This window comes from Pontibacter burrus (genome assembly GCF_010686685.1).
Classification (GTDB): domain Bacteria; phylum Bacteroidota; class Bacteroidia; order Cytophagales; family Hymenobacteraceae; genus Pontibacter; species Pontibacter burrus.
On the sequence record NZ_JAAGWD010000004.1, the window covers coordinates 411,578 to 431,231 of the forward strand.

General features: G+C 45.6%; 18 protein-coding genes. 13 read left to right on the forward strand and 5 right to left on the reverse strand.

Annotation, left to right across the window (positions count from 1 at the left end; translation table 11 throughout):
* Positions 1-3 precede the first annotated feature (3 nt).
* The 6 genes from GXP69_RS19290 (at position 4) to GXP69_RS11355 (ending at position 5,146) form a co-directional block, all read left to right on the forward strand.
* Positions 4-564 (forward strand): flavoprotein, encoded by a 561-nt coding sequence (locus GXP69_RS19290; RefSeq protein ID WP_317164588.1) that lies wholly within the window; start codon positions 4-6, stop codon positions 562-564.
* Complete coding sequence (gene coaBC, locus GXP69_RS19295) at positions 545-1,207, forward strand: bifunctional phosphopantothenoylcysteine decarboxylase/phosphopantothenate--cysteine ligase CoaBC (RefSeq protein ID WP_317164589.1); 663 nt, start codon at positions 545-547, stop codon at positions 1,205-1,207. The genes GXP69_RS19290 and coaBC overlap by 20 nt, the downstream gene beginning before the upstream one ends.
* On the forward strand, positions 1,200-2,105 hold the full coding sequence (gene porD, locus GXP69_RS11340; RefSeq protein WP_163915173.1) for a type IX secretion system protein PorD: 906 nt from the start codon (positions 1,200-1,202) through the stop codon (positions 2,103-2,105). The genes coaBC and porD overlap by 8 nt, the downstream gene beginning before the upstream one ends.
* A gap of 67 nt (positions 2,106-2,172) precedes the next feature.
* On the forward strand, positions 2,173-2,403 hold the full coding sequence (locus tag GXP69_RS11345; protein ID WP_163915174.1) for a hypothetical protein: 231 nt from the start codon (positions 2,173-2,175) through the stop codon (positions 2,401-2,403).
* A 159-nt stretch (positions 2,404-2,562) separates the two neighbouring features.
* The gene (gene recN, locus GXP69_RS11350; protein ID WP_163915175.1) at positions 2,563-4,242 is read left to right on the forward strand and encodes a DNA repair protein RecN; all 1,680 of its coding nucleotides are present in this window, start codon (positions 2,563-2,565) and stop codon (positions 4,240-4,242) included.
* 91 nt (positions 4,243-4,333) lie between these two features.
* Complete coding sequence (locus GXP69_RS11355) at positions 4,334-5,146, forward strand: enoyl-ACP reductase FabI (RefSeq protein ID WP_163915176.1); 813 nt, start codon at positions 4,334-4,336, stop codon at positions 5,144-5,146.
* Positions 5,147-5,714: 568 nt separating this feature from the next.
* Here GXP69_RS11355 and GXP69_RS11360 read toward each other — a convergent pair.
* On the reverse strand, positions 5,715-6,089 hold the full coding sequence (locus GXP69_RS11360) for a cupin domain-containing protein (protein WP_163915177.1): 375 nt from the start codon (positions 6,087-6,089) through the stop codon (positions 5,715-5,717).
* An 8-nt stretch (positions 6,090-6,097) separates the two neighbouring features.
* Positions 6,098-6,334: a Kazal-type serine protease inhibitor family protein gene (locus GXP69_RS11365; RefSeq protein ID WP_163915178.1), complete on the reverse strand. Its 237-nt coding sequence runs from the start codon at positions 6,332-6,334 to the stop codon at positions 6,098-6,100.
* A 208-nt stretch (positions 6,335-6,542) separates the two neighbouring features.
* On the opposite strand from GXP69_RS11365, the gene GXP69_RS19300 reads away from it, so the two are divergent.
* The 3 genes from GXP69_RS19300 to GXP69_RS11380 all read left to right on the forward strand — a co-directional run bounded on the left by GXP69_RS19300 (position 6,543) and on the right by GXP69_RS11380 (position 8,162).
* Positions 6,543-6,941 carry a CsbD family protein gene (locus GXP69_RS19300; protein ID WP_163915179.1) on the forward strand — a complete coding sequence of 133 codons (399 nt, stop codon included), beginning with the start codon at positions 6,543-6,545 and terminating at the stop codon, positions 6,939-6,941.
* A gap of 153 nt (positions 6,942-7,094) precedes the next feature.
* The gene (locus GXP69_RS11375; protein ID WP_163915180.1) at positions 7,095-7,406 is read left to right on the forward strand and encodes a YtxH domain-containing protein; all 312 of its coding nucleotides are present in this window, start codon (positions 7,095-7,097) and stop codon (positions 7,404-7,406) included.
* A 210-nt stretch (positions 7,407-7,616) separates the two neighbouring features.
* Complete coding sequence (locus GXP69_RS11380; RefSeq protein WP_163915181.1) at positions 7,617-8,162, forward strand: YtxH domain-containing protein; 546 nt, start codon at positions 7,617-7,619, stop codon at positions 8,160-8,162.
* A gap of 75 nt (positions 8,163-8,237) precedes the next feature.
* Here GXP69_RS11380 and lysS read toward each other — a convergent pair whose 3' ends face one another.
* Both lysS and GXP69_RS11390 read right to left on the reverse strand, forming a co-directional pair.
* Complete coding sequence (gene lysS, locus GXP69_RS11385; RefSeq protein ID WP_163915182.1) at positions 8,238-9,785, reverse strand: lysine--tRNA ligase; 1,548 nt, start codon at positions 9,783-9,785, stop codon at positions 8,238-8,240.
* Positions 9,786-10,228: 443 nt separating this feature from the next.
* Positions 10,229-11,260 (reverse strand): hypothetical protein, encoded by a 1,032-nt coding sequence (locus GXP69_RS11390; protein ID WP_163915183.1) that lies wholly within the window; start codon positions 11,258-11,260, stop codon positions 10,229-10,231.
* 210 nt (positions 11,261-11,470) lie between these two features.
* On the opposite strand from GXP69_RS11390, the gene GXP69_RS11395 reads away from it, so the two are divergent.
* From GXP69_RS11395 to GXP69_RS18970, 3 genes are all read left to right on the forward strand, one after another.
* Positions 11,471-12,628 carry a trans-sulfuration enzyme family protein gene (locus GXP69_RS11395; RefSeq protein ID WP_163915184.1) on the forward strand — a complete coding sequence of 386 codons (1,158 nt, stop codon included), beginning with the start codon at positions 11,471-11,473 and terminating at the stop codon, positions 12,626-12,628.
* A gap of 227 nt (positions 12,629-12,855) precedes the next feature.
* Complete coding sequence (locus tag GXP69_RS11400; RefSeq protein ID WP_163915185.1) at positions 12,856-17,721, forward strand: choice-of-anchor J domain-containing protein; 4,866 nt, start codon at positions 12,856-12,858, stop codon at positions 17,719-17,721.
* Between the two features lie 348 nt (positions 17,722-18,069).
* Positions 18,070-18,288, forward strand: a complete 219-nt coding sequence (locus GXP69_RS18970) for a hypothetical protein (RefSeq protein ID WP_204281999.1) — start codon at positions 18,070-18,072, stop codon at positions 18,286-18,288.
* Positions 18,289-18,495: 207 nt separating this feature from the next.
* On the opposite strand, the gene GXP69_RS11405 is transcribed toward GXP69_RS18970, so the two are convergent.
* On the reverse strand, positions 18,496-19,098 hold the full coding sequence (locus GXP69_RS11405; protein WP_163915253.1) for an IMPACT family protein: 603 nt from the start codon (positions 19,096-19,098) through the stop codon (positions 18,496-18,498).
* Positions 19,099-19,245: 147 nt separating this feature from the next.
* On the opposite strand from GXP69_RS11405, the gene GXP69_RS11410 reads away from it, so the two are divergent.
* Entirely contained in the window at positions 19,246-19,653 is a 408-nt protein-coding gene (locus GXP69_RS11410; RefSeq protein WP_163915186.1) for a sugar 3,4-ketoisomerase, read from the forward strand.
* Position 19,654 lies beyond the last annotated feature (1 nt).

A 19,654-nucleotide genomic window follows, 5' to 3' on the forward strand; every position in this document is an offset into this window, starting at 1 on the left:
CACATGCTCCGGCATAAAAGAATAATACTGGGAGTTTGCGGAAGTATAGCAGCCTACAAAGCTGCTCTGCTGGTTCGCCAACTCGTAAAAGCAGAAGCAGAAGTACAGGTTATCCTGACCACTTCTGCTTCTGAGTTTATAACCCCGCTCACACTGGCCACGCTTTCAAAACGGCCCGTGCTTACCCATTTTGTACGCGACGAAGGCGGCCTCTGGAACAACCACGTAGAACTTGGCCTGTGGGCTGATGCTATAGTTGTAGCACCGGCCAGTGCCAACACAGTGGCCAAATTTGCCAATGGCTTTTGCGATAACCTGCTATCTGCTACTTATTTGTCTGCTCGTTGCCCGGTGTTTATAGCTCCCGCCATGGACCTGGATATGTATCAGCATCCATCGGTACAAAGTAACTTTACTAAGCTGCGCGGCTATGGCAACCACATTATAGAAGCAGGCTACGGAGAGCTGGCCAGCGGACTGATAGGGCAGGGCAGACTGGCGGAACCTGAAGAAATTGTAGAAGTACTACAGAACTTTTTTGCGCGTGAAGGAAAGATCGTTTAAAGGCAAGACTGTACTGCTTACGGCGGGCCCGACCTACGAGCCTATCGATCCGGTTCGGTTTATTGGCAATCACTCTACCGGAAAAATGGGTTTTGCCTTGGCTGCCTGCTTTGCCTCTCGTGGCGCAAAAGTAATCCTGGTGTCCGGCCCAACCAATCAGAAAACTGAAGACCAAACTATAACCGTACTACCCGTAACTACTGCCGACGAAATGTATGAAGCGGTGCTGGAACATGCTGATGCCGCCGATATTATAGTTTATGCTGCAGCTGTGGCAGACTATAAACCTAAAGTGGTAGCGGATAAAAAAATTAAGAAAGCCGGCAACGAACTTACAATAGAACTTGTTAAAAACGTTGATATAGCGGCTGCTTTGGGCAAACAGAAGAAACCGGGGCAATTCTCAGTAGGTTTTGCCCTTGAAACTGACAACGAGAGTGCCAACGCAGCCGAAAAGCTGAAGAAAAAGAACCTGGATATGATTGTGCTGAACTCGTTGCGTGACGAGGGTGCCGGTTTTAAGCACGATACAAATAAAATAACGATAATAGAGCCTGACAAAACCACTGCGTTTGAGCTGAAGCAGAAAACAGAAGTGGCGCAGGATATTGTAAACCTGGTTTGGGACCGACTACATGGCTAAGAAACTTCTATTGCTGGTAATGCTGAGTATAGCTACGCTTGGAGCGAAAGCCCAGGAGCTGCTGTGCGATGTGGTAGTAAACAGTGAGCAGGTACAGTCTACGGACAGGCAGCTGTTTACCGAAATGCAGAACCGCATAGAAGAGTTGATGAATACCCAGCGCTGGACCAACCAGTCTTACACTGCAGAGGAGCGTATCAAATGCCGCATACTCATTAACCTGACCGAAATGCCACAGATCGGCATGTTCAGGGCCAATGTGCAGGTGGTGTCGGTAAGGCCTGCCTATGGCACAGGTTACGAATCTATTCTCTTTAGCTTTATTGATAAGGACTGGACTTTTGAATACACCAATGCCCAGTTGTTGCAGTACGCCGATAACAACTATAGTTCTAACTTGACGTCTATGCTCGCTTTTTATGCCTACATGATCATCGGTATGGACAACGACAGTTTTGGCAAGTTAGGTGGCGGACAGGCATTTGATAAAGCCAGAAGTGTGGTAAACCTAGCCTCATCGCAGGGCACAAACTACCCGGGCTGGAAAGCATTCGACAGTAATCGCAACCGCTACTGGCTGATTGATAATTTGCAGGACCCACAGTTTGCGCAGTTCCGCGAAGGGATATATAAAATGCACCGCCAAGGCCTGGATGTAATGGCCGAAGATCCGGAAAAAGCCCGCAAAACAGTGCTGGAAGTGCTGCAGGAAGTACAACGCCTAAACAAGCAAAAACCTGGCTCAGCTATAGTTCGCTCTTTCTTCGATGCCAAGTCGGATGAGTTGCTGAACATGTTTAAAGCTGCCCCGCCTGCTGCCAAGCAAACAGCCTATAGTTTACTCACCGAAGCCGACCCAACCAACCGCACCAAATACGACCAGTTGCTCAAGCGCTAGGCTTTAGAATTTCAGATAAAGCGCGTATCTTCACGGAAGCTAAACTATAGTTTAGTTAGAAATTTACATGGGCAAACGCCAGATACGTATCTCCGGAGTTAAATTACAGGAACATGAGATGGAGCTGCTTTCGCAGCCAGCTGTGCAGGTGATTCTACGGAATAGGGTAGTGGTTACAGGCAAGCTGCTGCAAACTTCACCGGAAACTATAACCATCCAGGATATGCGCCTAAACAAGCAGGTACTGCCAACAAACCAGATACAGGAAGTAATTTACGATATAGAAGCTGCCTGGTAACTATAGTTGCATTTCGTAACCTGACATCCGTTTTATCTCTTTTAATTTCAGAAACAGGTATAAACTATACTTATACTTGGTAAAAAAATAACAGAATTTCCGAACTTTCGCATAGACAAAAGTCTTACATCTTAAGTCTATAGTCCTGAGTCATAATCTATGTTAATAGACCTTAAAATAAAGAATTACGCGCTGATCGAGCAGCTTGAAATGCACCCTTCACCGGTGCTGAATATTATTACCGGGGAAACCGGTGCCGGTAAATCCATTATGCTGGGTGCTATTGGCCTGCTGCTGGGTAACCGTGCCGATACCAAACTGCTTTTTAACCAGGATCAGAAATGCGTGATCGAAGGCGTTTTCGATATTTCGCAGTATAACCTGCAGGAGGTTTTTACCGCCGAAGACCTGGATTTTGATAATACCTGCATTCTGCGCCGTGAGATCAGCCCGAGCGGCAAAAGCCGTGCCTTTGTGAACGACACGCCGGTTACGCTGGATGTGATCCGCAAGATAGGCGAGAACCTGATGGACGTACACTCGCAACACGATACGTTGCAGTTAGGCGATACCAGCTATCAGCTGAACATACTGGATATTTATGCCGGCAACACCTCGCTGGATATTTATGCCGGAAACCTGTCGTATCTGAAAGCCTATAGTGAAACCTACCGCACGTACAAAAAGCTGGAGTCGGACTATAAAAAACTGGAAGACCAACTGGCGCAATCGCAGAAGGAGCTGGATTATCATACCTTTTTGCTGAATGAGCTGGATGAAGCCAACCTGCAGGCCGAAGAACAGGAAGCACTGGAAGATGAGCTGAAGCAGCTGGAAAATGCTGAGGATATCAAACTAAAACTGACGCAGGCTGTGCAAAGCCTGACAGAATCTGATTTCAACATCACATCCGCTTTAAAAGACACGGCTTACCTAATAGGGCAGTTGGCGCAGTTCTCAAGCAAATACGAAGAGTTGCGCACCCGTACCGAAAGCGCTCTGATAGAATTAAACGACATTGCCGGCGAGCTGGAAGATGCTGAGCGCAAAACCGAAGCCGACCCGCAGCGCACTCTGGAAGTGCAGGAGCGCCTGAACATGATTTACACCCTGCAGCGCAAGCATCAGGTACAAACTATAGCTGAGCTGTTAACTATACAGGAAGACCTTCAGCAGAAAGTAGGTAGCGTGCTGAACCTGGATACGGCCATAGCCAAAACAAAAAAGGAAATGGACGCTGCTTACCAGGAAGTGCTGAAGAAGGCGAAAGAATTATCGGACCGCCGTCAGGCTTCGTTTGCCAAATTTGAGCAGGAACTACACGACCTGGTTGCCGACCTTGGTATGCCAAACGCACGCATCGTAATTCAACACAAAGAGGCCCAGCCATCAGCCACCGGTACCGACGAGATCAATATTCTTTTCAGTGCCAACAAAGGAGCCCAGCCGCAAACACTGGTTAAGGCCGCCTCAGGTGGTGAATTCTCCCGATTGATGCTGAGCGTGAAGTACATGCTGGCTGATAAAACTGCGCTGCCAACTATAGTTTTCGATGAGATCGATACGGGTATATCTGGTGAAGTAGCGGTAAAAGTGGGCCGCATGATGCAGCAGATGGCCCAGAAGCACCAGATCATTGCTATCTCGCACTTACCGCAGATTGCCGCTCAGGGCGATTACCATTATTTTGTGTACAAAGAAGACCGCGAAGACCGCACAATTAGCCGCATTAAACAGCTGAACGAAGAAGAGCGCGTGAACGAGATTGCCCACATGATTGCCGGTGCTAACCCAAGTGCTAACGCATATCAAAGTGCAAAAGAGTTGCTATCGCTTTAACCAGATATTGCTATATTGCCGTGTAATTCCGGGAGCTATAGTTGGTGCATCGGGATTTCTGAAAAAGGAACAAAATTAACTTGATAAAGAAATGTCCAACAATCTTTTAAAAGGAAAAAAAGGAATCATATTCGGTGCGCTGGATGAAAAATCTATTGCCTGGAAAGTAGCACTGCGTGCACATGAAGAAGGAGCTGAGTTTGTATTGACCAACGCACCAATTGCAATGCGCATGGGCGAGATCAACAAACTGGCTGAGCAATGCAACGCCCAAATTGTACCTGCTGATGCAACATCAGTTGAAGACCTGGAGAACCTGTTTACGCAGGCGCAGGAAATCCTGGGTGGTAAGATCGACTTTGTACTGCATTCTATCGGCTCGAGCCCGAACATCCGCAAAGGCAAATCTTACGGTGACCTGAACTACGACTGGTTCCTGAAAACGCTGGACATTTCGGCTATCTCTTTCCACAAAGTAATGCACGTTGCTGAAAAGCAGGATGCCATGAATGACTGGGGTTCTATAGTTGCTCTGTCTTACATTGCAGCGCAGCGCGTATTCCCTGATTATACCGACATGTCGCATGCGAAAGCGGTATTAGAGTCGATTGCCCGCAACTATGGCTACCGTTTAGGCCGCAGCAAGAAGATCCGTGTAAATACTGTATCGCAGTCGCCAACTAAAACTACAGCCGGTACAGGTGTGGGTGGTTTTGATGCGTTCTATGATTATGCGGATAAAATGTCGCCGCTTGGCAACGCACCAGCCGAAGCCTGCGCTGATTACTGCATCAGCCTGTTCTCAGACCTGACCCGCTACGTTACCATGCAAAACCTGATGCACGATGGCGGCTTCTCATCTATGGGTATCTCTGAGGATATCGTAGAAATGATTTCTAAATAGATTTGAAAATTTGAAGATGTGAAGATTTGAAAATGATCTTCATGTCCTGAAGTATAAAAAATGCCCGGCTAAACTATAGCCGGGCATTTTTGTTTTTTATAACTGATAGTTGGTGCCCTCGCTCGCGTCCCGCGAGTGTGCGCTATACTTTGGCGTCCCGCCAAGTTGTGATTAATAATCGTGCTCTTTCGGATTTTGCAATCCGAAAGTAAAGTACCCGCGGATTTGTAATCCGCAACAGTTGAGGCCTCAGCAATTGGGAAAAGCGGATTGCAAATCCGCTGATTAGTAGGTTCCAGATTACAAATCCGGAACAGCAGTAGAAACTATAGTAGAGAACTATAGCAGCAGAAACTATAGTTACAGATTACGTTGATGTTGTAACTTCAGAAACTATAGTTCTGGGCAGCAGCACCCGCAAATGATTAATTGGCCTGGTTTACTGCTGCGCTTAAACCAAGCTGTATGCTATAGTTTTTAGATAAAAAAGCCGCAACTATAGTTAGCTGCGGCTTTTAAATTTATACTTGGATCATCTCCAAATTTTCAAATCTTCATATCTCCAAATCTACTGCTCATCCTCGCGGTGCACAGAGTTGATGTCGAAGGCTGGGATGCAGACAGACCAATACTCGGTTTCTTCATTAAAAGGATTAGCGTAGCGGATGCGTGTGCCAGCTTTAATAAGAATCGTTTCGCCTGCTTTCACTTCCACTTCTTCGCCATCAATCTCAATCAGTTTTCGGCCGCGGGTAACTATAGTTATCTCGTCAAAATCAGGTGTTTGATGTGGTTCGCTCCAGTGCGGCGGGGCTACCATGTGTGCTACGCTAAACTCGCCGGTTTGTGTAGAGGCATGGCCAAAGTGCTCTTCTATTAATTTGCCATCGGTGGTTGGCACCCGGAATGGCTTTGTCTGCTTAAAGTATTTCTTCTCGCTCATGTTGCAGCTTAGTTGGTAGTTGGGCACTCGCCTTTGGTAAATGAGATTACTCCTGCATTGATAGCAACACAAGAATTGCCGTAGGTCTTGTTATCGCAGCCGCAAACCGGGTCGTACTGCATGGTGCAAATGGCGTCCGGATTGATTTTGCTCGGATCGATGCAGGCGGTCTGGTCTTTCGTTGTTTTGCAGGCACCCAGGCTGCCAATGCATACCAGCGCTAGCACGATTACTGATTTTTTCATAGTATAAGGTATATGTATAAGTATAAAAAATGAGCTCAGCTAAACAGGTATTTATAGTTTGGTTAACTAACCAGTAAGGTTACCGTATGTAAACTGAAGCGCGAAATTACAAATTTATTGTAGGAGTATACGCCATTAAATTCAAGTAGGAGACTGCCGGTTTTACCAGGCACCTTCACATATATATCAAACCTTACAAAAATTTAAAATGGATAAGAACGGAAAGATTCTTTTAGCAACGCTTTCAGGCATTGGTGCGGGCATTGTAGCTGGTATTTTGCTGGCCCCGGACAACGGACAAACTACACGCGACAGCGTGAAACGTACCCTCACAAAAGCTGGTGAGGATATGGAAAGAACTATGAAAAACTGGATGAGCAAACTGGAGAAATCTGGTACGACAGGCGCGGGCAGCAGCCTGGTAATGCATGGCTCATGGGATGACGTAAAAGGACAGTTAAAGCAAAACTATGCTGAGCTTACAGATGAAGACCTGATGTATGCCGAAGGTAAGGAAGATGAGCTTTTTGGCAGGCTGCAGATAAAACTGGGAAAGACTAAAGAAGACATTGTTAAGCTGATAGACAACATCCGTAATAGTCTATAGTTGTTTTAAAACAGATTAGAGACGGTTTTTTGTGCCTTTATCCGGATTATAACAATATTCTATACTATAAATATAACTAAATGCTATATTTAGACGTTATCTAGGCACACATATCGTGATAAAACTATATCAATCTTAAATAAAACTACGACTATGAAGGACAATAGCGGAAAAATAATTTTGGCTCTGCTGGCTGGCGCAAGCGCCGGTGTTATTGCTGGATTAATGATGGCCCCTGATACTGGTGAAGCTACCAGATCAAGCGTAAAAAAATGGGCTTCTAAAATGAGCAAAGATCTTGAGAAAAACCTGCAGACAGGTTTGGACGAGATCAAAAACATGAGCTCCAGCGCAATGGATAAATTTGGCGGTTCTGGTAATGCAGGTGGCGCTGGCACAGCAGCTGGCAGTACTGGTAACAAAACTACTGGTAGCGGTACCACAACCGGAGGCGGTAATGCCTAAATCATAGGCAAATGGCATAGCACGGGCCAGAGCAGAATTGCTCGCTGAGGAGGCTCTGCTGTAACCAGTTGCAAATTTTAAAGCGCCTGTTTCGTAACGGAACAGGCGCTTTATCTTTTACATAGTTTTAACCTTACCCTTAGGTGCCCGTTTATAATAATAGCCAGGGAGCTACCGTTTACCTATTTTAAGAACAATAAATCTTTACTTATGAAAACAAACATGGATTGCAGATCACTCGGGGAGAGTAAGACAAATTACACCAACGCCACCGTAAGACAAATGCGCCAGTCTGACCTGATTGCGCCACAGCAGAGCAGCACCCGAACCAGCACAAACTTTAGCAACAAAGCGAACTATAGAAGCAGCGAACGCGATGCAAAGGATACCGCATACGGCCAGCATACCAGTATGAAAAACAAAGGTGTTTCGGCAGGGCAGATTGCAGCCGGTGTGATAGCAGGAGCCAGCGTGGGAGTGCTTGCCGGCATTTTGTTAGCTCCAGAAAAAGGAAAAGACCTGCGCAAACAGTTTAAAAACTCAGCTACACGCTTAGGCGATAAAGTAACACAAAGCTTTAACAGCACAAAAGGCAAAGTAAATTCCTGGACAAATAAGAGCAACTCAAATTCTAGCACAGAGCGCATGAACCACTACCAGAACCTTACCAACCAGAGCAGCACTGAAGTAAACACAACAAACACCGACCCCGCTTTAGGGCCGACAGGTGGTACCAACATGCAGCGTTGCCTGTAACAAACTATAAACTATAAAAAAACGCCCCGCATTGCTGTGGGGCGTTTTTGTTTTATAACTATAGTTGCAGAAGTATTAGCCTGCTTTTTCGTCTTCTTTTTTATCCTTGTTCTCCGGCTTCATCTGCGGGAAGAACAGCACATCCTGGATCGAATTAGAGTTAGTCATGATCATGGCTAAACGATCTATACCAACACCTAAACCGGCGGTTGGTGGCATACCGTACTCCAGTGCTCTTAAGAAGTCTTCATCCAAGGCCATGGCTTCTACGTCGCCACGTTTAGCCAGCTCCAGCTGCTCTTCAAAACGGGCGCGCTGATCAACCGGGTCGTTTAGCTCAGAGAAAGAGTTACAAATCTCTTTACCGTTACAGATTGCCTCGAAACGCTCTACCAGACCTGGCTTGCTGCGGTGCTTCTTGGCCAGCGGGCTCATCTCTACAGGGTAATCCGTAATGAAAGTCGGCTGGATTAAGTTAGGCTCTGCAGTCTCACCAAAGATCTCATCTATAATTTTAGCCTTACCCATAGTTGGATCTACGTGGATGCCCAGTTGCTGTGCAGCCTGGCGCAGTTCCGGCTCTTCCATGTTCGAGATATCGATCTTTGTGAAGTGCTCGATGGCTTCGTACATGGTGTAACGCTTCCATGGGCGGGCAAAGTTGATCACGTTATCACCAACCTGAACTTCTGTTTTACCGTGCAGGGCAAGGGCAACTTTCTCTACCATTTCCTCCACAAGGTCCATCATCCAGTTATAGTCTTTGTAAGTAACGTAAAGCTCCATTACCGTAAATTCCGGGTTATGGAAACGGCTCATGCCTTCGTTACGGAAGTCTTTGGCAAACTCGAACACGCCATCAAAACCACCAACTATAAGTCGCTTCAGGTATAGTTCGTTGGCAATGCGCAGGTACAGCGTCATGTCCAGGGTGTTGTGGTGCGTTTTAAACGGACGAGCCGCCGCGCCACCATGTATAGGCTGCAGAATTGGCGTTTCTACCTCTAGGTATCCTTTCTCTGCCAGGTAGTTACGCATGGTGCTTACCAGCTGCGTCCGCTTCTTGAATGTTTCGCGCACATGCGGGTTAACTATAAGGTCTACGTAACGCTGACGGTAACGCAGTTCTGGGTCGGTAAAGCCATCGTGCACAATCTCGTTGCCGTTCTCGTCTATCTCACGCTTAACTATAGGCAGCGGGCGCAACGATTTAGCCAGAACTGTAAGCTCCGTAACATGCACCGAAATCTCGCCTACCTGCGTTATGAACGCATAACCTTTGATACCAATAAAGTCACCGATGTCCAGCATTTTCTTGAACACGGTGTTGTACAGGTCCTTATTCTCGCCCGGCGCAATGTCGTCACGTGAAACATAGATCTGGATACGACCGGTGCTGTCCATCAGCTCCGCGAAAGAAGCTTTACCCATAATGCGGCGGCTCATCAGTCGGCCGGCCAGCGTTACTTCCTGGTAGTTGTTCTTATCCTTATCTAAATTCTCCTTTATCTCTTTGGCAGTAGCCGTAACTTCAAATGTCTCAGATGGATATGGGTTGATACCCATTTTCTCCAGCTCTTCGCGCTCATGGCGGCGGCGCAGTTCCTGTTCGCTTAGTTGCATGCGATTCTATACTAAAATTGATGTCTAAAAATCAAGCTGCAAAATTAATGAATAATTGTGAGAGTTTGGGAGTGTAGGAGTTAGAGAGTTTAGGAGTTAGAAAGTTAAAAAGTTTGTCTGAATCAGGATTAAAGGATTGACAGGATTTCTTAGTAAACTATAGAACGATAACTGAAACTATAGCAGTAGCAGAAATTCCCCTCTTGGGAGGGGTAGGGGTGGGTTAATGCTGTAACTATAGAACAATAGTTACTGCCATTGTATATCTGTCCCTGCCGGGCCAGTTGAGTTACAAACTCAACACTATAGTTAGGCATGGGTTACAAACCCACGCCAGCAAAAGAATAAACTATAGCTGTTAATCCTGAAAATCCTGATTCAGACAAAAAAACTCCCACAAGCATAAGCCTGCAGGAGTTCCGGAAAAGTAAAAATGGAAAATATTAGGCAGCTGCGCCGAGCTGGTAATCTTCGTCGGGGCGTAATAGTGGTTTTATAGTTTCCTGGAGCCTTGCCGCAACAAACGAGTTTTGCAGGTGCTTCGGTAGCTCCTTTACAAAGGCTTCGTACTGCTCAATGCTCATAGCCTGTGCCACATACGCTTCGTGTATGCCATTCAGGTAACTCACAATCTCCAGCAGCGATTCGTGGAACAGCTTAAAGTCAATCTCAGCCTGCACAAAACGTTCGATTTCGCGGTGTGAGCTGGAAATACGCAGACGAGCCATCAGGTCGAACAGGGAGGTATAGCCAATGCGCCACGTTAACTGCTGCCAGTGCTGCGGACCAAACTTCTGCAGCACCTCACCTGTTTTGCTGCTACGGATGGCTGTAGTCGGGTTGCCCTGCACGTTCTGGCGGATAGCTTTGGCTTTCATGCGGCGCGTGGTTCTGAGGAACTGGCCTATTTGTGCCTGAGCTTCCAGCTCTTTGCCGGCAATCTGCAAGCCCGGTTTATAGTGTGCCAATGGCAAACGATGGATGTTAAAATCATCGTAATGACCAGACGCGTAAAAGCTGATGGCATGTGGGTATGCATTTTTCACTACCAAGCGGCCAGCTTCGCGAAGTACCAAGGCATCGTTACTGGAATTTACACCGCGCGTACGCAAAAACGCCTGCAAGCCAGCAAATACTGTATAATAAGCCTGCGGGAAAGTCCAGTGCAGGGCATTGCGCATATAGGCTTCGTCGCCGAGTTCGGCGGTAGCACGCAAAGCATACTCAGTGCTCCAGCTGTTAAGCAGCAAACGCTTTACAGCTTCAATGTCTTTTTCGGTAAGCTCCGGCTTAGCTTCCCTGAAAAATGCAAGCTGCTCCAGACCATTCCCGGTTGTGTTTTTTATATGGTAATTGATCGCAAAGAAGTAGTTCAGAAACACCTGTGCAGGTATGGATTTCTGCCACTCCTTATCCTCCTGTTGCTGCTCTCCAGCGTACAGGGCTACAACGTTTTCTTCTTCTTTCTCTTTCATGTATACTCAACATTTCTGAGCACTTATCGGTTGCAAAAATGGCGTGTTTTTGATATGAATTTATTAAATTAAGTTATTGTAAATCAGGGAGTTGCATGGTGTGTGAAATAAAATTGTAACTGATCTGTAAATCCCTGAAAAAGAGCCGGTAAGCAACTATAAAATCTGCCTGAGAGTAATAAGAAAAGGGTTAAAAACAAACTATAGCTTATGGAGCTTTCCTACATTCTGAACGAGCTTGGCGAAGACCGAGAACTATACTTTAATGCCATAGCGCCGCCCATTATCCAGACCAGCAATTTTGCCTGCAAAACCGTGGCAGAAATGCGCGAAATGCTGAAGCATGAACCGGATGTTTACTTCTACACGCGCGGCAACAACCCGACCGTAACACTACTCGAGAAAAAGATGGCAGCCCTGGAAGGAGCGGAGCACGCCATTGCATTCGGAAGCGGCATAGCGGCTGTGTCGGCAGCGGTGCTCTCGCAGGTAAAAGCCGGCGACCATGTGGTGTGCATCAAAAAGCCCTACTCCTGGACTAATGCCTTAATGCAAAAGTTTCTGCCGCGCTTTGGGGTGGAAGTAACTATGGTAGATGGCACAGATGCCAACAACTATAAAAACGCCCTGAAACCGAATACTAAACTCCTGTACCTGGAAAGCCCTAACTCGTTTACCTTTGAACTACAGGACATTAAAGCTATAGTTGCCATTGCCAAAGCCCATAACTGTGTAACCATCATCGATAACAGTTTTGCCACACCACTTTTCCAGAACCCACTGGCTATGGGCGTAGATCTGGTAGTACATTCCTGTACCAAATACATCGGCGGACACTCGGATGTAATGGGCGGTGTAATCTGCGGCAAGCACGAAACGATAAACAAGATATTTGTGCAGGAATACATGACTTTAGGCGCTATACTGGACCCACATGCAGCCTGGTTGCTTGTGCGTGGCCTGCGCACATTGCCGGTGCGTATGGAACGCGTCGCAGCCACCACCAAAAGAATAGTAGCGTACCTGAGCAACCACCCGAAAGTAGAACAAGTCCTGTATCCGTTCCTGGAAACAAACCCGCAATATGAGTTGGCTCAGAAACAGATGCGTAGCAATACCGGCCAGTTTACTATTACACTTAAAACCGAAGATATAAACAAAGTTGACCTGTTCTGCGATGGTTTAAAGCACTTCCTGATGGCTGCATCGTGGGGTGGGCATGAGTCGCTGATTTACCCGGTAGCCGCTTCCTATAACACAGGGAACTATAAATCGAGCTTACCTTTTACCATGATCCGTTTTTATATTGGGTTGGAAGATCCGGATTACCTGATAAATGACCTGGAACAGGCATTAGCGAAAGTATAAGAAACATATAGTTAGTTGTGTTTTACCTGCTAACTATATGCTTTATTCATGAATCTGAATATTGCTATAATAATCTTACAATTCCATAACATTTAGTAAGTTCTTAATTGCTAGATTTGTGTGATGCGGCAGCTATACACAAGTCAGTTACTCTGTATCGGCACAGCTTGTGCCAATAAGCTTCGCATTATCCTTTCAGTAATCAATCAACCTATACAACCTTTATTATGAGTAAACATTTACAAAAGCTTTTCGCTCTTGTAGTGGTCTGTTGTGCCTTTTTCGGCAGTAGTACCGCTTGGGGGCAGGTTCTTCTTAGCGAAGGGTCAAGTTATTCTCAAAACTTTAATACATTAGCGACTACCGGTACAACTAACGTATGGACTAATAACACCACAATTGCTGGATGGTATTCAACCCGGACGATCTACCAGGCCAGCCCAGGTAGTGCAAATGCGGGGGCACTTTATAGTTTTGGAAATAGTGCAGACAGATCTCTAGGTGCTGTACAGTCTAATTCTACCGGAGCAATAGCATATGGAGTTCAATTTCAGAATAAATCTGGAAGCAAAATATCTTCGGTAAAAGTTAAATATATCGGTGAGCAATGGAGAAATGGTGGAAACGCTTCAGCCCAGACAATTGAATTTAGCTACGGAGTAACTGCTGCTGCTATTACTGAAATTACAGCCACACTGGATAATTTTACAAGAGTTTCAGAACTGGATTTTGTAAGCCCTGTAACTGGTACTACAGCAGCAGCGCTAGATGGAAATGCAAGTGCAAATAGACAGGTTATTGAGCATTCATTCAATGTTAACATAGAAGATGGTGAGTTCTTTACTATCAAATGGATAGATGCAAATGATGCGGGTAATGACCACGGACTTTCAGTAGACGACTTTGAGTTTACTCCGGTTTATGATTCACAAATTACTACTCCAACTCTTAAAACTGACGTAACAACTATAAACCTAGGAGAGAAAGCAGTAAACACAACTTTCCAGGGTTCTTACCTGCTATCTGCAAAGAATATCGCAGCGAACGAGAACATAACCGTTACGGCTGATGCTCCTTTCACGATCTCAACATCAGAAACAGGTGTTTATACAAACACACTTACTTTTACTGGTGATGAACTTGCTGCTGATACACGTATTTATGTGCGCGTTAAGCCTGCAACTATAGGTGTAGTAATAGGAAACATTACACATACAGCCAAAGACGCTACTGATGTAGTAGTTGCTGTAAGTGCTATAGCTTCAAGCCCATTCGCACAAAACTTTGATAACTGTGGTACTACACTACCTGGCGGATGGACTGCTTATAACGTAACAGGTGATCAGGTTTGGGGATGTACTACGTTTGGCAGAACCGGCAACGCCGTTCAGCTGAATGGTTTTGCTAACAGCAAATCTAACAACAACGAAGACTGGCTTATTTCTCCGGCTCTTGACCTTACTGCTACTAACATTCCGGTACTTTCTTTCTGGACTATCTCTGCATTTAACGGTCCTGCGTTAAAAGTAATGGTGTCTACAAACTACGATGGTACAAGCGCACCATCTACAGCAACCTGGACCGAGCTGAATGTATCGCTTCCGGCTGTTGGGTCTGACACCTGGACGCAGTCTGAGTTCCTGCTTGATCAGTACAAGCAGTCTGCAGTGTATATCGCATTCGTTTATACGTCTAAAGATGAAACCAACGGTGCATCTCGCTGGACACTGGATGATTTCTCTATCAATAATGAGACAACCAAATTTGTAGCTGGCAATGCTTCGTTCGACTTTGGTGCGGTTGCAGCAGGTAGCACAAGTGCAGCCCAGACTGTAACTTTCAAAGCAATTGGTTTTACAGAGGAGTTCACTTTCTCAAGTAACACTGCCGATTTCGAAGTATCTAAAGACAACACAACGTTCGGCCAGACTGCAACTTACACTGCAGCAGAAGCAGCGGCAGGTGCAGAACTGTTTGTGCGTTTCTCTCCAAAGTCTACTGCGCTGCGTATTGAAGGCACGCTTAAGGCAACCTCAGGCACAAACTTTGAAACAGTGCTGGGTACAGTAAAAGGTACGTCTATGCTAAGAAGCGCTACCCTGGATGTAGTTACCTGGAACATGGAGTGGTTTGGCGCAGATAAAGACGAAAAAGGCGCTGAGCTTGGCCCTGCTGACGAAGCTTTACAATTTGCCAACGCGAAGAAAGTTTTCACTGACCTGGATGCTGACATCCTGGCGCTTCAGGAGGTTTCGAACGACACTGAAATCCAGCGCCTGGCAACTGAGCTTGGTTACAACTTTGTTGTTTCTGATGCTTACTCTTACTCATGGGATGCAACCAGAAACCTGGTGCCTCAGAAACTATATTTCCTGTACAAGCCGGAGGTAGCAAAAGTTAAGAACCAGAAAGTACTGCTGAGCAAGTTCTATGAAGATGTAAGAAACGGACAGTATGCTGATGCATTTGTTGGCTATCCGGAAGGTGGCGCCAAATTCTGGGCGAGTGGTCGTCTACCGTTTATGGTAGAGTTCGAGACAACTATAAACAACGTTAAGCAAAACATCAGCCTGGTTAACCTGCACACAAGAGCAAACAGCGGCACAGATGTAAGCAAGCACACACAACGTAAGTTCGACGTAGAGATGCTGAAGGACTCACTGGATGCACACTACGCTGGCAAGAACATCATAATCCTGGGTGACTACAATGACGATGTGGATGTATCAGTGGTTAATAACCTGCCATCTACTTTCGAAAAGTTTGTAAACGATGCCAACTATAATGCGCTTACACTGGATATAAGTAAAGCAGGTGGTTACACTTACGAGTCAGGTTCTTTCAAGAGCTTCCTGGATCATATCATAGTATCGTCATCACTTTCTGATGATTATATTAATGGTTCTATTACGATCGAAGATCACTTTGTGGGCAGCATCAGCGGTTTCAGAAACACTACTTCTGACCACGTGCCGGTTTCAGCTCGCTTCGATCTGTCGGCTACGCCAATGGTAACTTTCACAGAGGCAACTGCTACTAAAGCCGAAGGTTCTGAGAAGTACAACGTAAGCCTGACGCTTTCTGCGGCACAGACTACAGCTCAGACAGTAACTATAGGTGTGGCAAACGGTGCAACAGCATCCTCGGCTGACTATACAGTAACTGGTGCTACTAATGGTGTGGTAACGGTAACAGTTCCGGCTAACGCTACTACAGCTACTTTCGAAGTTGAGATCACAGATGATAACGAGATTGAAGCAGATGAGCAGGTAGTATTCCAGATCACAGATAAGAGCGCAAACCTTATCATCGGAGCGGCAAATACTTACACGTTAACCATCACAGATAACGATAAGGCTACCGTTACTTTTGCAGCTGCATCTAAAGAAGTAAGCGAGAATGCCGGTGTAACTGAAGTAACCCTGAACCTGGACAAAGCGCATATTGCTGATCAGACAATTACGGTTGCTGTTACAAATGGCGCAGGTGTAACGTACGGCACAAACGGCGACTACACTACAACACCAGCAGTTGCTGACAACAAAGTGGAAATAACTGTACCTGCCGGTGCCACTACTGCTAAGTTCGAAATTTCTGTAAATGATGATACCGAAGTTGAAGCTAACGAGCAGATTACATTCGAAATTACAGGTGTTAGCGCTGGTTTAGTAATTGGCGATGCTAAATCTTATGCCTTAACCATCACCGACAACGATAAATCTACAGTTACTTTTGCCGTTGCAACAAAGTCAGTGAATGAAGATACTGGTGTTACAGAAGTAACTTTATCGCTTGACAAAGCGCCGATAGCAGAGCAGCAGATAACCATTGCAGTTACTAACGGAACAGGTGTAACCTACGGTGCAACCGGCGACTACACTACAACCCCTGCTGTTGCTGACGACAAAATAGAAGTAACTGTACTAGCAGGTGCTACTACTGCTAAGTTCGAAGTTTCGGTAAAGGATGATACTGATGTTGAGAACGCTGAGCAGATTGCATTTGAGATTACAGGTGTAAGTGCTGGTTTAGTAATTGGTGATGCAAAAGCTTACACGTTAACAATTGCTGATAACGACAAGCCGACTATTACTTTTGCTGCGGCTGCTAAAACAGTGAGCGAAAATGCAGGTGTTACAGAAGTTACCCTTAGCCTGGATCAGGCTCCTTTAGCTGACCAGCAGATTACAGTAGCGGTTACAAACGGAACAGGTGTTACTTACGGTGCAACCGGCGACTATACAACTACTCCTGCAACAGTTGATGGCAAGCTTGTAGTAACTGTACCAGCTGGTGCTACTACTGCTAAGTTTGAGATTTCAGTAAACGATGATACTGATGTTGAAGCTAACGAAGTAGTAACGTTCCAGATCACAGATGCTAACGCGAACATAACAATTGGTGAAGTTAAAACTTACGCATTAACCATCACCGACAACGACAAATCTACAGTTACTTTTGCTGCTGCAACAAAATCGGTAAGTGAAGATGCAGGTGTTATGGAAGTAACCTTATCGCTTGACAAAGCGCCGGTAGCAGAACAGCAGATTACCATTGCAGTTACAAACGGAACAGGTGTTACTTACGGCGCTACAGGCGACTATACAACTACTCCAGCAGTAGCCGATGGTAAACTTGTAGTAACAGTACCAGCAGGTGCCACTTCAGTTAAGTTTAACATTACATTTAACGACGACACTGAAACAGAACAGGCTGAGCAGGTTACTTTCGAAATTACAAGTGTAAGCAATGCCCTGGCAATAGGAACTGCTAAAACCTTTACCCTGACTATTGAAGCAAATGATGCCCCAACAGGTATTGCCGATGGTACAAAAGGTCAATTCAGTGTGTATCCAACTATAGTTAATGGTGGCAATGTTAGATTGCAGCTTCCAGAGCGTGTAGCGCCTTCAGCTAAGGTTAACATGGTTGTTTACTCAACAGATGGTAAGAAAGTATTAACTACAACTGGTACGCAGGCAGCAGTACAGACTGCACTTAATAGCAAAGTAAATGCGATGCCAGCCGGTATCTACATCATCCTGATCGAAACTGGTAAAGAGTACTTCCAGACGAAAATGGTGAAGAACTAAGCATATAATATTGCAAACTATAAAAGGCCTGCTGATTTAGCAGGCCTTTTTTGTTTTTCAAGGTGATCAGTTTCTGAATTAGGATTTACAGGATGAATGGATTTTCGGGATTAAGGCTTTTGCTATAGCTGATAGTTATAGTTCTATAGTTAGTGTTCGTCATCCCCTTCCCCTTCCCCCCCTTCAAAGAGGGACTTTTCTGCCTTTGCTATAGTTTGAGCTGTAGTTCTTGGCATTTAACCTACCCCAGCCCCTCCCGAGAGGGGAATTTCGGCTATAGGCATAGTTGTGCTATTGTGCTATAGTTCCAGACTACGAACAGGCAGGCGCAGCCTGGCCCACGGAACTATGACCACGAAAAGGCGATGCAGTGACAGCTTATCACCAAACTATAGTTGTGCTATCGAAATGATATCAGTCTTTGGGTTGAGCGCCTTTGACTTGTTGCGGCGGCGCAGCCAACCCGAGCGCAGCGAGGATAGCAAGAAGGCAGCAGCGCGATGCCCGAAGACGAGGCCTCGCGGCCATGAGCGCACCAAAGCAAACTATAACACTGTAGGTGAGTAGAGCTCCTAGGATTGGTAGTAACTATGAAATGAACTGCTTGTGGCAAGTGACAACTATAGTTAGCTTTAGGCTAATGGCTTCAACTATAGTTTGTATTATATTTCTCACTGTGTTCGAAATGACAGAAATGAAACTATAGAAACACAAGGATCCTTTTAAATAAGAAACATAAGTAGAGATACTTAACTATAGTTTTAGGCAGGCAAACTATAGTTTCTGTTCCACACGTACGTCAACAATACCTTCAAGCTTTGCAGTTACTTCCTCTTCTAATTGCTTCCTGATTTCTATCGTTAGCTTACAATCCAGTTCAAACTCCTGCTTTCGCACGTCCAGGTTATACTCCTTTACCAGGCTCATCACATCATTCATCTGCGGGTAGGCGAAGTGTATTTTCAGAAAAGTAGTTTCGTGTTTTTCAATAATGGTGGCTTCTGCAATGGCATCGGCGGTGGCAGTTTTATAGGCGTTTATCAGGCCGCTTACACCAAGTTTGGTTCCCCCAAAATAGCGTACCACTACTACCAGCAAGTTGCTAAGGTCAGCAGAACGGATCTGCCCGAGTATGGGGTCGCCGGCAGAGTGGTTTGGTTCACCATCGTCGTTAGCGCGGTAGCGGCTTTTATCAGCACCTAAAATATAGGCATAGCAATGGTGGCGGGCATCGAAATACTTTTTGCGAAGCTCGGTCAGGTATTCTTTTATTTCTTCTTCGGAATAAACAGGGTAGGCGAAGGCCAGAAATTTACTGCCTTTTTCTTTGTAAATGCTTTCGGTCGGTTGGGCTATCGTTCTGTAAGTATCCTGCATCATCAAAACAAATTTGCAAAACTTTCCGGAAGGATGACAGCTTAATTGTAAATAGAAGCGGAGAATGACCATCGTAGCACCCGCACAGGAATTAGCAATTTTGATGATTTTAGACTTATTTGCAGCTAAACTATAACTGCACTTCGTTTGGCTGTAACTCCGTATTTAATAGCTTTTGAGCAGGTTGGCAATGGTGCCGAAGGTATGCTTACATCTACCCAGTTTGCTCATAAACTGCCTTTCGCTGTTAAGCGCGTGTTCTGGATAAATGACACACCACCAGATAGGGTGCGCGGCCACCACGCCAACAAAACCACCGAAGAAGTACTGATTGCACTGCGCGGAACTATAAAAGTGAAAGCAGAGACTAGTGCAGGGGTAACCGAATTCTCCCTTTCAGAAGCTAACACCGGCTTATACATTCCAGCGCTTTGCTGGACCGAACTCACCTTTTCCGAAGGAACTATAGCCCTGTGCCTGGCCAGCACCGATTACGATGAGCATGATTACCTGCGGGATTATGAGGCGTTTAAAAATCTGATCAGCAAACTATAGT